The following is a 14,711-nucleotide window of genomic DNA, read 5'->3' on the forward strand; positions in this document are numbered from 1 at the left end:
GCCTGACCATGACCGTCCTCAGCCGTTGCTTGTTGGTCCTGGGTGTATTGCTGGCCAGTGCCTGCGCCCAGCAACCCGCGCCATTCACTCCACCCGCCGAGCGGCCGACCCCGGCCAATGAAGCGCCGTGGCCGAAAAACCATTTCCTGGGCATCGCCTACCACGACGTCGAGGATCGCGACCCCGACCAGGCGGTGGTAGCGGTGCGCACCGAGCGTTTGATCGAACAGTTGGCCTGGCTGCGCGAGAACGGCTACCAGGCGGTCAGCGTCGACCAGATCCTGACTGCCCGCCGTGGTGGAGCACCGTTGCCGCCCAAAGCCATCATGCTCAGTTTCGATGACGGCTATTCCAGCTTCTACACCCGCGTGATGCCGATCCTGCGCGCCTATCGCTGGCCGGCCTTGCTGGCGCCGGTGGGCTATTGGATCGACACACCGATGAACAAGCCGGTGGACTTCGCCGGCTCACCACGCCCACGGGGCGAGTTCCTCACCTGGCAGCAGATCCGCGAAGTGTCGCAATCGGGCCTGGTGGAAATCGCCGCGCATACCGATGCCAGTCACACCGGGATCCTGGCCAACCCCCAGGGCAACCTGGAACCGGCGGCGACCTCGCTACGCTATGACCCGGCCACGGGCCGCTATGAAACCCCAGCGCAGTTCGAGGCGCGGATGCGGGCGGATGTGGTGGCGATCTCCAACAAGATCCAGACCGTGACCGGCAAGAAACCACGGGTATGGGTATGGCCGTATGGTGCGGCCAAGGGCACCTCGCTGGCGGTCGTTGGCGAGCAGGGTTACCAGATGGCGCTGACCCTGGACGATGGCCTCGACGACCTCGGCAAGCTGATGAACAGCCCGCGCTTCCTGGTGGCCTCCGACCCGGACGGCGAACATTTCGCCAACAGCATCGTCGCGGTACAGGCCCCTGCGCCGCTGCGGGTGCTGCATGTGGACCTGGACAACGTCTACGACCCGGACCCGGCCCAACAGGCGCGCAACCTCGACCAGTTGGTGCAGCGTGTAGTGGACATGGGCGCGGGGACGGTGTTCCTGCAAGCCTTCGCCGACCCCAAGGGTGATGGCCTGGTGCACGAGCTGTATTTCCCCAACCGTCACTTGCCGGTGCGCGCCGACCTGTTCAACCGCGTCTCCTGGCAGTTGCACACCCGTGCCCATGCCGCCGTGTATGCGTGGATGCCGGTGTTGAGTTTTGCCCTCGATCCCAAGCTGCCCCGCGTAACGCGCTGGGACCCGGAAACCGGCAAGGTGGGCACAGACCCGGATCAATACCAGCGCCTGTCGCCGTTCGACCCGCAGGTGCGCAAGATCATTGGCGAGCTCTATGAAGACCTGGCGCGCAACAATGCCATCGACGGCGTGCTGTATCACGACGACGCGGTGCTGTCGGACTTCGAAGACGCCAGCCCCGCCGCGCTCAAGGCCTATGCCGCCAATGGCCTGCCCGGCACCATCGCCGCGCTGCGGGCCGACCCGGCGGTGATGCAACGCTGGACGCGCTTCAAGAGCCGCTACCTGATCGACTTCACCAACGAACTGACCGCCAAGGTCCGCGCCGTCGGTGGGCCGCAGGTACTGACCGCGCGCAATATCTTCGCCGAGCCGATGCTCAACCCCGGCAGCGAAGCCTGGTTCGCGCAGAACCTGGATGATTTCCTCCAGACCTACGACTGGACCGCGCCCATGGCCATGCCACTGATGGAAGGCCAGACGCTGAAGAACTCCAACGCCTGGCTGGAAAAACTGGTCGCCACGGTCAAGGCGCGCCCCGGAGCACTGGAGCGCACCGTGTTCGAACTGCAAGCCAAAGACTGGCGCACCAAGGCTGCTCCCGATATCGACGGGGCGCAGATGGCTGAATGGATGGGTGTGCTCAAACGCCAGGGGGTCACGAGTTTTGGTTACTACCCGGACAACTTCCTGGAGAACTCCCCGGACCTGAACACCGTGCGTCCGGCCCTTTCCAACCAATGGAACCCTTGACCATGTTCGACAGAATCCTGGCGTTATTCGTACTGGCACTGGTGTTGGGTGTGCCCCTGGGCCTGATCTTCCTGGTCACCGGGCAGTTCCTGATGGACTTCGTATTTTTCTACCCGCTGTTCATGTCGGCGCTGTGGATCGCCGGCGGCTTGTATTTCTGGCTGCACTGGGAGCGCCACTGGCCGTGGGAAGAAGACACACCGGCGCCGACCCTGGCCGGCAACCCGCTGATCTCGATCATCATTCCTTGCTACAACGAAGGCGACAACGCCGCCGAAACCATCCATGCGGCGCTGGGCCAGTTGTACCCGAACATCGAAGTGATCGCTGTCAACGACGGCTCCAAGGACAACACCGCCGCGGTGCTTGACGCCCTGGCGCTGGAGCACCCCCGCCTGCGGGTGCTGCACCTGGCGCAGAACCAAGGCAAGGCCGTGGCCCTGCGCATGGGCGCGGTGGCCGCGCGCAGCGAGTACCTGGTGTGCATCGACGGCGACGCGCTGCTCGATAAAAATGCGGCGGCCTATATGGTCGCGCCGATGCTCGACAACCCGCGCCTGGGCGCGGTGACCGGCAACCCGCGTATCCGCACGCGCTCGACCTTGATCGGCCGCGTGCAGGTCGGCGAGTTCTCCTCGATCATCGGCTTGATCAAGCGTACGCAACGGGTGTTCGGGCGGATCTTCACGGTGTCCGGCGTGGTGGTGGCGTTTCGCAAGAAAGCCCTGGACCGCATCGACTACTGGAGCACCGACATGATCACCGAGGACATCGATGTCAGTTGGAAGCTGCAACTCGATCACTGGAGCATCTTCTACGAGCCGCGCGCACTGTGCTGGATCCTCATGCCCGAAACCGTCGGTGGCCTGTGGAAGCAGCGTCTGCGCTGGGCCCAGGGCGGCGCCGAAGTGCTGTTCAAGAACATCCGGGGCATCTGGCAGTGGCGGCATCGCTACCTGTGGCCGCTGTTGTTCGAATACTGCCTGTCCACTGGCTGGGCCTTCACCTTCCTGCTCTCGGTGGTCTTCTGGGTCGTGGGTAAATTCATCGTGCTGCCCCCGGCGATCGCGGTGGAATCCCTGGTGCCCCCGGCGTTTACCGGCCTGGTCCTGGCGATGGTGTGCCTGGTGCAGTTTGCGGTGAGCATCATGATTGACCGGCGCTACGAAAAGGACCTGTGGAAAACCCTGTTCTGGACCGTGTGGTACCCGATGGTGTTCTGGCTGGTCAGCCTGTTCACCACGCTGGTCAGCTTTCCCAAGGTGCTGTTCAACCAGCACCAGAAGCGTGCGCGCTGGGTCAGCCCGGATCGCGGTATCAAACCTGCCAATGAGGACGCGTAATCATGAAACTGGTGCGAACTCGTCAACACCCGGTGATGTGGGTCATCGATGTGCTGTTGACCCTGCTGGCCTGGGCCGGGCTGATCTGGCTGCTGGCGCGCGGGATCACATCGATGCTGGAGACCCATGGCGGCCCGCGTATCGAGGCGCCGATCTTCGCGGCGCTCAATACCCTGCAGATCTACCTCTGGATCGCGTTGTTCAACGCGGTGATCCTGATCAGCTGGGCGCGTTACCAGCAACGCAAGGGGCGCAAGTTCGCCCAGCGCCGTGCCGAGGCCAATGCGCTCAGTGATAAAAGCCTCAGTGAAAGCTTCAAGCTGGGGGAGGGCGACTTGGAGCAATTGCGCAGGCCGGGTGTGCTGGTTATCCACAACGACGAGGACGGCGGCGTGGAGGAAGTGAAATCCCATGTCTCCCGCGACGTGGAAAAACCAGGGTTGACCCTGGTGCCGGGTAAGGACCAGAACAAAGACGCCGGCTAGTGTTGTCAACCCGATCCAAGGGGGGAGGAACACTGTAACTGTGGCGAGCGGGCTTGCCCTAATGCCATTCAGTTAAGCGTACATCGCCTTTTGTAGGAGCGAGCTTGTTCGCGAAAAACGTCAACGATAACGCGTGTCTCCTGAATGAACGCGGCGCCTGTGAGTTTTTCGCGAGCAAGAACTAGGCGTCCCCCTCGCTCCTACAAAAAAGCCTTAGCTGAATGGCATTAGGGCTTGCCCACTCCCACACGGGTGTCTCACCCTGCGGATCCCGACAAATGGGATCCAATTCACAAAACCCCCGCGAACTTTTCGATCTTTTCCGGTACTAACCTAACTCGACGCCAACTTGATGGCCAATTAGTGGCCGTTATTAAGTTGTGCTCGAATAACTATCAAAAGAGTTGCCGTTTGTCGGAATAATAGTTCCGACGATAGATCGCTCATCTTTTTGATATTTTTTTATTGTTAGTAATCAAGTGCTTGCAGGATTAATTAGCCAAAGCATTCGACTAAGCCAGTTTCTTGGATCAGTCGACGCTCGATGTTAGTTTGCGGCCCCTTGATTTTCGACGGATCGAACATGTCTCTGTTATTGCCACGGACTCGGTTATTGCTGTGTACTTTCCTGCTCACTTACTTGAGCCTGAACAGTGCCACTGCCGCCCCCACGCCCGGGGATCAGGACCTGATCCGTGACCGGCAAAGCCGTCTTCTCGAAGAGCAGCGCCGCCGCCTCGAAGAGCTGCAGGATCTGCCGGGTAAGGGCACCCGGCCCCAGGCCCCGGCCACGCCCGCGGACACGCGTTGCTTCCCGATCAAAACCATCGAACTCAAAGGCGCCGACAGCCTGTCAGCCGCCGATCGCGCGCGCCTGCTCAAGCCCTATATCGGCCAGTGCCTGGGCGTCGCGCAGCTCAATGAACTGCTCAAGGCCATCACCGATGACTACATCGGCAAAGGCCGCGTCACCAGCCGCGCCTACCTGCCACAACAGGACCTTTCCAGCGGCCACCTCCAAGTACTGGTGGTGGAAGGCAAACTCGAAGGCTTGAAGGGCGCCGAAGGCAGCACGGTCACCGACCGCGAGCTGGCCATGGCGTTTCCGGGCAAGGTCGGCGAGTCGCTCAACCTGCGTGAAGTCGAACAACTGGTCGACCAGTTGAGCCGCTTGCCGTCCAAGCAGGCGCAAATGGAACTGACCCCCGGCACCCAGATCGGTGGCAGCGAAGTGCTGGTCAAGAACCAGCCGCAAAAGCCCTGGCGCGCCAGCCTGTCGCGCAACAACGACGGCCAGAAAAGCACCGGCGAACAGCAGTGGGGCGCGGGCCTGGAATGGGACAGCCCGCTGGGCCTGGCCGATCAACTGATCCTGCGCGGCGGCCACGATGCCCTCAGCGACCACCAGAAAACCTCGAAAAACAGCATGCTCTACTACAACGTGCCGTGGGGCTGGTGGAACTTCAGTTACACCTACAGCGAGAGCGATTACCGCACCCTGGCCGACCTCGATGGCTACAAGCTCAAGCAGTACGGCGACAGCCAGAACCACCAACTGCGGGCCGAGCGCGTGATCCATCGTGACGACGTGAGCAAGACGTCGGTCAACGTCGGTCTTGCCCATTTGCGCACCAACAACTACCTGCTCGATGCGCGACTGGACACCAGCAGCAACCGCCTCAGCGAATTCCAGGTGGGGATCAACCACGGGCGCCGTATCGGCAGTGCCTTCGTCAACGTGGACCTGGGCATGCAAAACGGCATCGGTGCGTTCGATGCGCAAAGCAACGACCAGGAACGCGATCGCGAGGGCAACCTCACGCCCACGCCGAACTACCGCAAATACACCGCCACCGTCAGCTACCTGCAGCCGTTCACGCTGTGGGGCGAGTCGTTCAGTTTTTCCAGCCTGGCCACCGGGCAGCGCAGTGAAGACGTGCTGTTCAGCCCGCAGCGCATCAGCCTCGGCGGGTCGGCGTCGGTCCGCGGTTTCAAGGACCAGCAATTGACCGGCGACAGCGGCGGTTACTGGCGCAATGACGTGCGCTGGGCGCGCCCGGTGACTTGGGACTGGATGCGCCCGGCGTTCCTGGAGTACGGCGCCAGCGTCGGCTACGACCAGGGTGTGATCCGCAATGATCGCTACAACGACAACCTCCATGGGCGCGTTTCGAGCAACTCCCTCGAGCTGTTCGCCCGCGGCAAAAACGTCAGCACCAGCGTGACCTTTGCCCACTCCCTGGAACGACCGACGGTGATGAGCGAGCGTGAAGCGCCGATCTATTTCCGCCTGGATTTCTACCTGTAATTCAATGCCCGCAACCTTGAGATTTTGAATATGGACGTTCGCCCCGTTTCTGCCCTGAAAAGCCTGAGCCAACGCGGCCTGGCGCTGATCCTGGCCAACGCGCTGTTCTGGCAGCCGCTGCTGGCCCAGGCCGACGGCATCGTGGTCAGTGGCCCGGGCACCACGCTCGGCCAGGCGGGCAACGGCGTACCGGTGGTGAACATTGCCACGCCCAATGGCAGTGGCCTGTCCCATAACCAATTCAAGGACTACAACGTCGGCCCCAACGGCGTAATCCTCAACAACGCCAGCGGCCCGCTGCAAAACACGCAACTGGGCGGGATCATCGTCGGCAACCCGAACCTCAAGGGCGGCGCGGCGAATGTCATCCTCAACGAAGTCAAAGGTGGCAGCCCCAGCCAGTTGCGCGGCTACACCGAAGTGGCGGGCCAGTCGGCCAAGGTCATCGTCGCCAACCCCTACGGCATCAGCTGCAACGGTTGCGGGTTCATCAACACCCCTAACGTCACCCTGACCACCGGCAAACCGGTGATCGATCAGGCCGGGCAACTGAAAAGCTATCAGGTCGACGGCGGCGCCGTGACCATCGATGGCAAAGGCTTGAACGCGAGCAATGTCGACCGCTTCGAAATCATCACCCGCTCGGCCAAGATCAATGCGCAGATCAACGCGCGCCAGCTGACAGTGATCGCCGGGCGCAATGACGTCGATGCGCAAAGCCTGAAAACCACCGCGCGTGCCGACGACGGCAGCGCCAAGCCTGAGTTGGCCATCGACTCGTCGGCCTTGGGCGGCATGTATGCCGGTGCGATCAAACTGGTGGGCACCGAAGCCGGCGTGGGCGTGAAGCTCGACGGCACGCTGGCCGCCAGTGGTGGCGATATTCAGCTCGACGCCAACGGCCACCTGAGCATGGCCCAGGCCGCCGCCAGCGGTGCGGTGGACATCAAGGCCGCGAGCCTGGAGACCACGGGCGCCGTGTACGCGGGCACCACCCTCAAGGCACAGACCAAGGGCACACTGAAAAACAGCAAGACCCTCGCCGCGCGCGACAGCATCACCCTGGCCAGCAACGGCCAACTGACCAACACCGGCATCATCGAAGCTGGGGTCAACGCCGACAACACCCGCAATGCTAACGGCGACGTCACGCTCGACGCTCAACACATCACCAACACCGGCACGGTCATCGCCAATCGCAGCCTCACCGCCACCGCGCAAAGCCTGGATAACCAGGGCGCTACCTTGAGCGCCAAGCAGGCGCTGAACGTCACCGCCGCCAGCGTCGACAACCGCAACAAAGGTCGCCTGCTCAGCGACGGCGCACAGACCCTCAACGTCAACGGCCTGCTGGACAACAGCCAGGGCGGCATCATCGACAGCACCGGTGCGTTCACCCTGAACGGCAATACCCTGGATAACAGCGCCGGCAGCCTGACCGCTGGCGGGGCGATCACCCTGGATTTGATCGGCGACCTGATCAACCGCAACGGCAAGCTGGCAAGCGTCGGGCCGTTGCTGATCCAGCGCGCCGCGCATCTCGATAACCAGGGCGGCAAGCTCGCCAGCCAGGGCTTGCTGACGGTATTCGCCAACAGCATCGACAACCGTAACGCCGGCACCCTGGCCGCCAACGATGGCCTGGCCCTGACCACCAGCGGCCTGTTACAAAACAGCGGCAACGGCCTGATCCACAGTGAAAAGTCGGGCGTGACCATCACCGCCGGTACCCTCGACAACAACGGTGGCCGCATCGCCGCCAAAGCCGGTGATGCGCGGATCGACGCCACTGACTTCAACAACGGCAGCGGCGCGCTGTTTGCTCGGGATCGCGTGCACCTGACCGGTATGAATGTGGATAACGGCGGCGAGATCGCCGGCAACCGGGTCGACGTCAGCCTCAATGGCGCACTGACCAACCGTGGCCTGATCGAAAGCGCCACGGCCCTCGATGTCCAGACCGCCAGCCTGAACAACAGTGGGCAAATGCGTGCCTTGGGCACCGGCGGCAAAACCCGCTACGCCATCGGCGGCCTGCTCAACAACAGCGGCAGCCTGGAGACCGCCAACGACCAATTGAGCCTGGCCGCCACCCGCTTCCAGAACACCGGCGGCAAGGTGTTGCATGTGGGCACCGGTGTACTCGACCTCAATGGCATCAGCCTCGACGATGTCGGCGGCAGCCTGGTGACCAACGGCGACCTGACCCTCGATAAAGCCAACTGGACCAATAGCACCGCGATCCAGGCCGGGCGCCTGACCGTCAATGTCGGAACCCTGAACCAGACCGCCACCGGCAAATTGCTCGGCACCCGTGCGCTGGTCGGCAGCGGCCAGGACTGGACCGTGGGCGGTAGCGTCGCCAGCCAGGGCAGCCTGGATCTTTCGGTGGGCAGCCTGCTCAACGACCACGGCCTGATCTTCAGCGGCGGCGACATGAGCCTCAAGGTCGACCGCCTGAAAAACCTCGGTGCCGCGATCTATGCCATGGGCAGCCTGCGCGTCGACCGTGATGGCCTGGGCGGCCTGGCCACCAGCATCATCAACAGCTCGGGGACCATCGAGAGTGAGCGCAACCTGATCCTGGCAGCCAGTACGATCCAGAATATCCGTACTGTGCTCACCACCGAGTCCGGCATCTACAGCGCCTCCATCACGCCCACCGCCTGTATCGAAGGGGTGACCGGCGGTGACTGTGACGGCGGCAAGCAAAACCGGCCGTTCCAGATTACCCAGCGTGACCGCTTCATCGTCAGCGATGCCACGGCGGGCTCCAGCATCACCTCGGGCGGCAACATGCTGCTCACTGGCGGCGAGTTGCTCAACAGCAGCAGTAGCATCGCAGCCGGTGGCAACCTCACGGCCATCGTCAACCAGCTCACCAACGTCGGTGTCGTGACCCACGACACCCAGTACGACCGCATCTTCACCTCCGAGCGCGAGCGCAACCCTGAAGGCTGGTATCGCGAGGCCGCGGCGTTCACCCAACGCTATGCCGCAGGCGGGGACATGAGCGGTGTCGAAGCCGCGATGGCCGCGTTCATCGGCAAGATGGAAAGCGAGCAGACCGGCCTGCGCAAGACAACCCAGTTAAGCGCGCCAGACCAAAGTTACGCCGCCGTGATCCAAGCCGGCGGCAGCGTGGATGTGAAGGCCCAGGCCGGCATTGATAACAGTGTCGTGCGCGGTGGCTACACCTACGTCGGCAGCGGCGCCAACACCCATGCGCCGGGCTACTCGACCCTGGTCAGCCTCAACCCGCAACTGCCACCGGACGTTGCCCAGCAACAGGTCAACCCGCTGGGCCTGCCAGGCTTCGACCTGCCCACCGGCCAGAACGGCCTGTTCCACCTCAACGACAGCGATGGCGCCAAAGGCCTGCCCACCAGCCAGTTCGCGGCCAACCCGCATAAGTACCTGATCGAAACCAACCCGCTGCTCACGGATATGCGTCAGTTCCTGGGCTCGGACTACCTGCTGACCAAGCTCGGCTATGACCCCGACACCGCGCAAAAGCGCCTGGGCGATGGTTTCTACGAACAGCGCCTGATCCAGCAAGCCGTACTCGCCCGCACCGGCCAGCGCTTCATTGACGGCCAGACCAGCGATGCCGACCTGTTCAAGCACCTGATGGACAACGCCATCGGCAGCAAGACCGCGCTTAACCTGTCGGTGGGCGTGAGCCTCACCGCCGAACAAGTCGCGGCCCTGACCCACGATATCGTCTGGCTGGAAAACGCCACCGTCGCCGGCCAACAAGTGCTGGTGCCGGTGTTGTACCTCGCTCAGGCCAGCAACCGCCTGGCGCCCAACGGCGCGTTGATTTCCGGCATTGACATCAACCTGATCACCGGCAGCCACCTCAACAACGCCGGCACCCTGCGCGCCACCGGCAGCCTGCTGGCGAACGTCGGCGGCAACCTCAGCAACAGTGGGTTGATGCAAGCCGGTGGTCGCCTCGACTTACTGGCCGGCAACAACCTGAGCAACCGCGCTGGCGGTGTGATCAGCGCGGGCAACGTCAACCTCGCGGCTGGCGCCGACCTGCTCAACGAGCGCAGCGTCACCACCCACGAAAGCGCCAGCAGCTACCGCACCGAACGCAGCGACTTCGTCGACAGCGCCGCGCGCATCGAGTCGGCCAACGATTTGACCCTGCAGGCTGGTGGCAACGTCAACAACCTCGGCGGTGTGCTCAAGAGCGGTGCCGACACCACGGTCAAGGCCGTGGGCGACGTCAACATCACCGCCTCGAAAACCCTGGACAGCGGCACCATCGGCAGCCGCTCGAACTTCATGACCATCGCCCAACAAGGCTCCGTGGTCGATGCGGGGCGCGACCTGCATGTGGCTGCCGGGCGTGACATCAGCATCGGTGCCAGCCAGGTCGAAGCCAAGCGCGATCTCAACCTGATCGCCACGCGCGACTTCAACGCCGTCTCGGCTGCCAACGAGCAGCATTCGGCGTCGAGTTCGAAGAAGGTCAAAAGCATTGAGGACCACGTCCAGCAAGTGTCCAGCGTGCTCAAGGCCGGCGGCGACGCCACCCTGAGCGCCGGGCAGAACCTGCAACTGGTCGCCAGCCAGTTGAATGCCGGCAACGAGGCGTACCTGGTGTCCGGCAAAAACCTCAGCCTGCGCAGCGCTGAAGACCAGGACTACAGCTTCTACAGCAAGACCAAGAAAACCTCCCAGGGCAAAAAATTCCGCCTGGATGAAACCGACGTCGTGAACAACGTCGGCAGCCTGGTCAGCGCGGGGACCAACAACACCGTCGTCGCCGGAGCAGACCTGCTGCTGGCTGGCAGTGCCGTCACTGCTGAAAAAGGCGCCACGCAACTGGTGGCCGGCCAGGACGTGAACATCCTCGCCGTCAGCAACGCCGACAGCGCCCGTCACGAACGCAAGGAAAGCAAAAGCAGCTGGGGCGGCCTGAAGTCGAGCAAAGTCCAAGACAAAGTCGACGAAAAACGCACCACCGCCCTGGGCAGCATGGTCTCCGGCGAAACCGTCACCGTTGCCGCCAAACGCGACGCCACGGTCACCGGTTCCAACCTGGTCAGCACCGGCGACCTCGCCGTCCAGGCCGGCCGCGACCTGACCATCGACGCGGCGCAAAACACCTTCGCCCGCACCGACATGCACAAGGAAAAAAATCGCGACCTCACCGGCGTGCTGACCGGCAACAAGCTCGGTCTGGATGACATGACCGGCAACCAGAAGCTGTACATCAACAGCTCGAAACACAACGGCACCGCCAATGAAATGACCTTGACCGGCAGCACTATCGGTTCGAGCGCGGGCAATGTGTCGTTGACGGCGGGGCGTGAGTTGAAGGTGGTGGCCAGTGATCTGGTGAGCACCAAGAACATGGAGTTGAGTGGGGCTGACGTCACCGTTACTTCGGGGATGGAGACGGCCAGTCAGACCAGTAAGGACAGTTCCAAGAGTTTGGCGGTAGGGCGGGTTGTCGCAGGCTCCGTCGTGGATACCGCCAAAAGCATTCGTGACGCAGCCGAAGCGGCCCGTAGCGCTGATGACCCGCGCCTCAAGGCGGTGAAAATCGCCCAGGCCGCATTGGCGACCTACAACCTCAATAATCAGCTGGGCGATCTTGCGTCGCAAAGCGGCGACGATAAAGCCAACGCCGGTCGCTCAGCCGGTAATGGATCGGCGATCAAAATCGGCACCGAGCTGGCCAATACCCGGACCAAAAGCAGCAACGAGTACGCGGCGCAAACCGCCCACCAGAGCAGCCTCAACGCGGGTGAAAGCCTGTCGATTGTCGCGGCGGGCGATGCGCCGGGCACTGCAGGCGATCTGCTAATTACCGGCAGTTCGTTGAAAGCCGGCAATACCCTGCTCTCGGCGAAAAACAACATCCTGCTGCAGAGCTCACAGAACACCACGGACCGCAAAAATGACGGCTCGCGCAACCGAACTGCCATTGGCGCCAGCTTCAACATCGGCGAGCAAAACGGTTTCACCCTTGACCTCGGCGCGCAAGCCGCCAAGAACCTGGGGTCGGGCAGCTCGGTCACCCAGATCAATACCACCCTGGACACCGGCTCGCTGGTGCTGCGCAGTGGCCAAGACACTACCTTGGCAGGGGCCCAGGTACGTGCCGAGCGGATCGATGCCGATATCGGTGGCAACCTGAACATCCTGTCGCGTCAGGACACCGATACTTCCAAGAGCAAGCAGAACAGTGCGGGCTTTGGTGCGAGCATCTGTGTCCCGCCTTTCTGCGTGGGGTCCACAGTTTCCGCGTCGGCGAACCTGGCTGCATCGAAGATGAACAGCGACTACCAGGCCGTCACCGACCAGAGCGGTTTCTTTGCCGGCAAGGGTGGCTACACCATCGATGTGGCCAAGAACACCACCCTGCAAGGCGCGGTGATTGCCAGTGAGGCCACGGCCGACAGAAACCTGCTGCTCACCGATCGGTTGCTGGTCAGCGACATCAAGAACAAGAGCGAGATCGAGAGCAAGTCGGCAGGTGTGAGCGTCTCCGGCTCCTACAGTGGCGGTGTAGGCGCCCTCAAACCGGGTGCCTTGTATGGCATGGCGCTCAACGACTCAGACCACAGCTACACACGCAGTGCCGTCAGCGAAGGCACAATCGTGGTGCGCAATGCCGAAGGTGCCAACGACCTGGTCGGCCTGAACCGCGATACCGCCAACGCCAACCAGCATCTGGACAAGCCTGATGAGAAAGCCATGCAGGAGCGCATGGACCTAGTCAAAAGCTCGATGGAGTTGACCAAGGGCATTGGCGATGCCATCGCTGCGGCCAGGATCAAGGCTGCCGGCGACCCCAACAGCGATATCAGCAAAGCCTCGCGCCAGAAGCTGATGGATGATGGGGTCGCCAACCCGACACCGGACCAGATCAGCCTGCAAGCACAGAAGGATTACGGCGTCGGCAGCAGCTTCCAGAAGGCCAGCCAGGCGGTAACTGCCGTGGTGCAAGGCGTCATGGGGGGTAACCTGGCCGGTGCGTTGGCAGGCGCCGCGGCGCCGTATCTGGCGCACGAGATCAAGCTGAAAACCGAAGGCGACCCCTACGCCAATCTGATGGCTCACGCTGTGCTGGGCGCGGTGGTGGCGCAAGCGCAAGGAAACTCCGCATTGGCAGGGGGCGTTGGCGCTACGACGGGCGAGTTAATCGCTCATCAACTGTACCCGGGCACAGCGGCAACCGACTTGACGCAAGCGCAAAAAGAAACGGTTTCCGCCCTTTCGAGCCTGGCAGCGGGCGTGGGTGGAGGTCTTGCTGGCGGTGACATGATCGGTGCCTTCGCGGGTGCTCAGGCAGCGCGTAATGCGGTGGAGAATAACTGGCTGAGTGAGACAGAAGCCCGCGCGCTTGATAAAGAGCTGACAACCTGTAAGAACGTTGTTAACGGTGATTGCGGGTCGGTGATAAAAAAATATATTGAAATCAGTAATGAAAACAGTAAAAAAATGGCGGGTCGCTGTACGGGGGGTGGATGGACGTGTGTCTTGCGGGAAGAAGAAATTCAGACCAGCACCAATGTGGCTAGGGATGCCGACCCTTCACAGTTTCGGATGAGCGAAAAACTGAAGAACCCCGAGGCAGTTGCACTGGTCAATTATCTCAATGGTTCGGACCTTAAGTTCCTCAAGGAAAATATCACTGACACAGACCGAGTGATGTCGGTTGTTATGGATCCGTTCACGTGGCCCGTAGTTTTGATAGGTGGGAAATCTATCCTTACCAACGCCGTGACCAAGGGGAAAGAGCAGTTAATCGCCGTGGGCGCTTCTGCAGGTATTGGTGCAACTATTCAATATGGGACGACAGGAAAAGTGACATTGTCGGACGTCATTGGCTCCGGGGTCATTGGCGCGATTACAGCGGGTAAAGGTTACAACCCTACGGTCACGTGGAATGCAACCGGAGGTTATTATCAAGCCGAAATGAAGGGCGATGATCCGTTCATGGCGGCTTTGTTAAGTAAAGCAGGCGCTTCTGTGGGATTCGCCGTAGGTAACACCATCAAGGCACCCTTTGATAAGCTGCTGAACCCGGTGTCGAAGCAGTATGAGTGGGTGCCGACCGGAATATGGACTATTACACGGCCTGTCCCGCAAAGTCCCATTCCCTCCATATTTGGTAATTTGGGCGACTCTGCATCGTCAGGATTTTTCAATAGCGGGGCTGATTTCTATTTGAAGAAGAGAGACGGTAATGAGAAAAAATGAACCTTGGTGGCTAGCTGTCTATCTTCCTTGCGCCTGTGCGCTCGGCCTATTGTTCATGTGTGTGTTCTTTCAGGTTGCCGGGTATTGGTTGAGTGGTGGCGAGGACGTCGCGCTGCTTATAAAAGAGAATGTGCCGCTTTATCTGAAAATGGCTGGGGCTGGTTTTATCCTGGGTTTTGTTATGTGGTTTTTTAATATGCGTTGATTTTCCTTAATCAGCGGGGCTGAGTTTTTGATGGTCAGAGAGAAAAGGGGACAGATTTGAATGGCACTTACTTAACCTTCTTCGGATGTCCATTTTTCCTGACCTCGGCCCTTGCCGCCGAACGCGTCTGCATCA

The 14,711-nt window shown here is 61.6% G+C and carries 6 protein-coding genes; all 6 read left to right on the forward strand.

Features of this window, described 5'->3' with window-relative positions; translation table 11 throughout:
• Positions 1 to 8: 8 nt before the first annotated feature.
• The 6 genes from pgaB (at position 9) to ACODSV_RS29000 (ending at position 14,576) form a co-directional block, all read left to right on the forward strand.
• The gene (pgaB, locus tag ACODSV_RS28975) at positions 9 to 2,006 is read left to right on the forward strand and encodes a poly-beta-1,6-N-acetyl-D-glucosamine N-deacetylase PgaB (protein WP_150095498.1); all 1,998 of its coding nucleotides are present in this window, start codon (positions 9 to 11) and stop codon (positions 2,004 to 2,006) included.
• Positions 2,007 to 2,008: 2 nt separating this feature from the next.
• Positions 2,009 to 3,349 (forward strand): poly-beta-1,6-N-acetyl-D-glucosamine synthase, encoded by a 1,341-nt coding sequence (pgaC, locus tag ACODSV_RS28980; protein ID WP_069074961.1) that lies wholly within the window; start codon positions 2,009 to 2,011, stop codon positions 3,347 to 3,349.
• Between the two features lie 2 nt (positions 3,350 to 3,351).
• Positions 3,352 to 3,834 carry a poly-beta-1,6-N-acetyl-D-glucosamine biosynthesis protein PgaD gene (gene pgaD / locus ACODSV_RS28985; protein ID WP_024072697.1) on the forward strand — a complete coding sequence of 161 codons (483 nt, stop codon included), beginning with the start codon at positions 3,352 to 3,354 and terminating at the stop codon, positions 3,832 to 3,834.
• Positions 3,835 to 4,417: 583 nt separating this feature from the next.
• Positions 4,418 to 6,142 (forward strand): ShlB/FhaC/HecB family hemolysin secretion/activation protein, encoded by a 1,725-nt coding sequence (locus tag ACODSV_RS28990; RefSeq protein ID WP_024072698.1) that lies wholly within the window; start codon positions 4,418 to 4,420, stop codon positions 6,140 to 6,142.
• Between the two features lie 30 nt (positions 6,143 to 6,172).
• Positions 6,173 to 14,371 (forward strand): two-partner secretion domain-containing protein, encoded by an 8,199-nt coding sequence (locus ACODSV_RS28995; RefSeq protein WP_489047012.1) that lies wholly within the window; start codon positions 6,173 to 6,175, stop codon positions 14,369 to 14,371.
• Positions 14,358 to 14,576, forward strand: a complete 219-nt coding sequence (locus ACODSV_RS29000; RefSeq protein ID WP_150055093.1) for a hypothetical protein — start codon at positions 14,358 to 14,360, stop codon at positions 14,574 to 14,576. The genes ACODSV_RS28995 and ACODSV_RS29000 overlap by 14 nt, the downstream gene beginning before the upstream one ends.
• The last annotated feature ends 135 nt before the right edge of the window (positions 14,577 to 14,711 follow it).

Source organism: Pseudomonas sp. FG86, assembly GCF_057808775.1.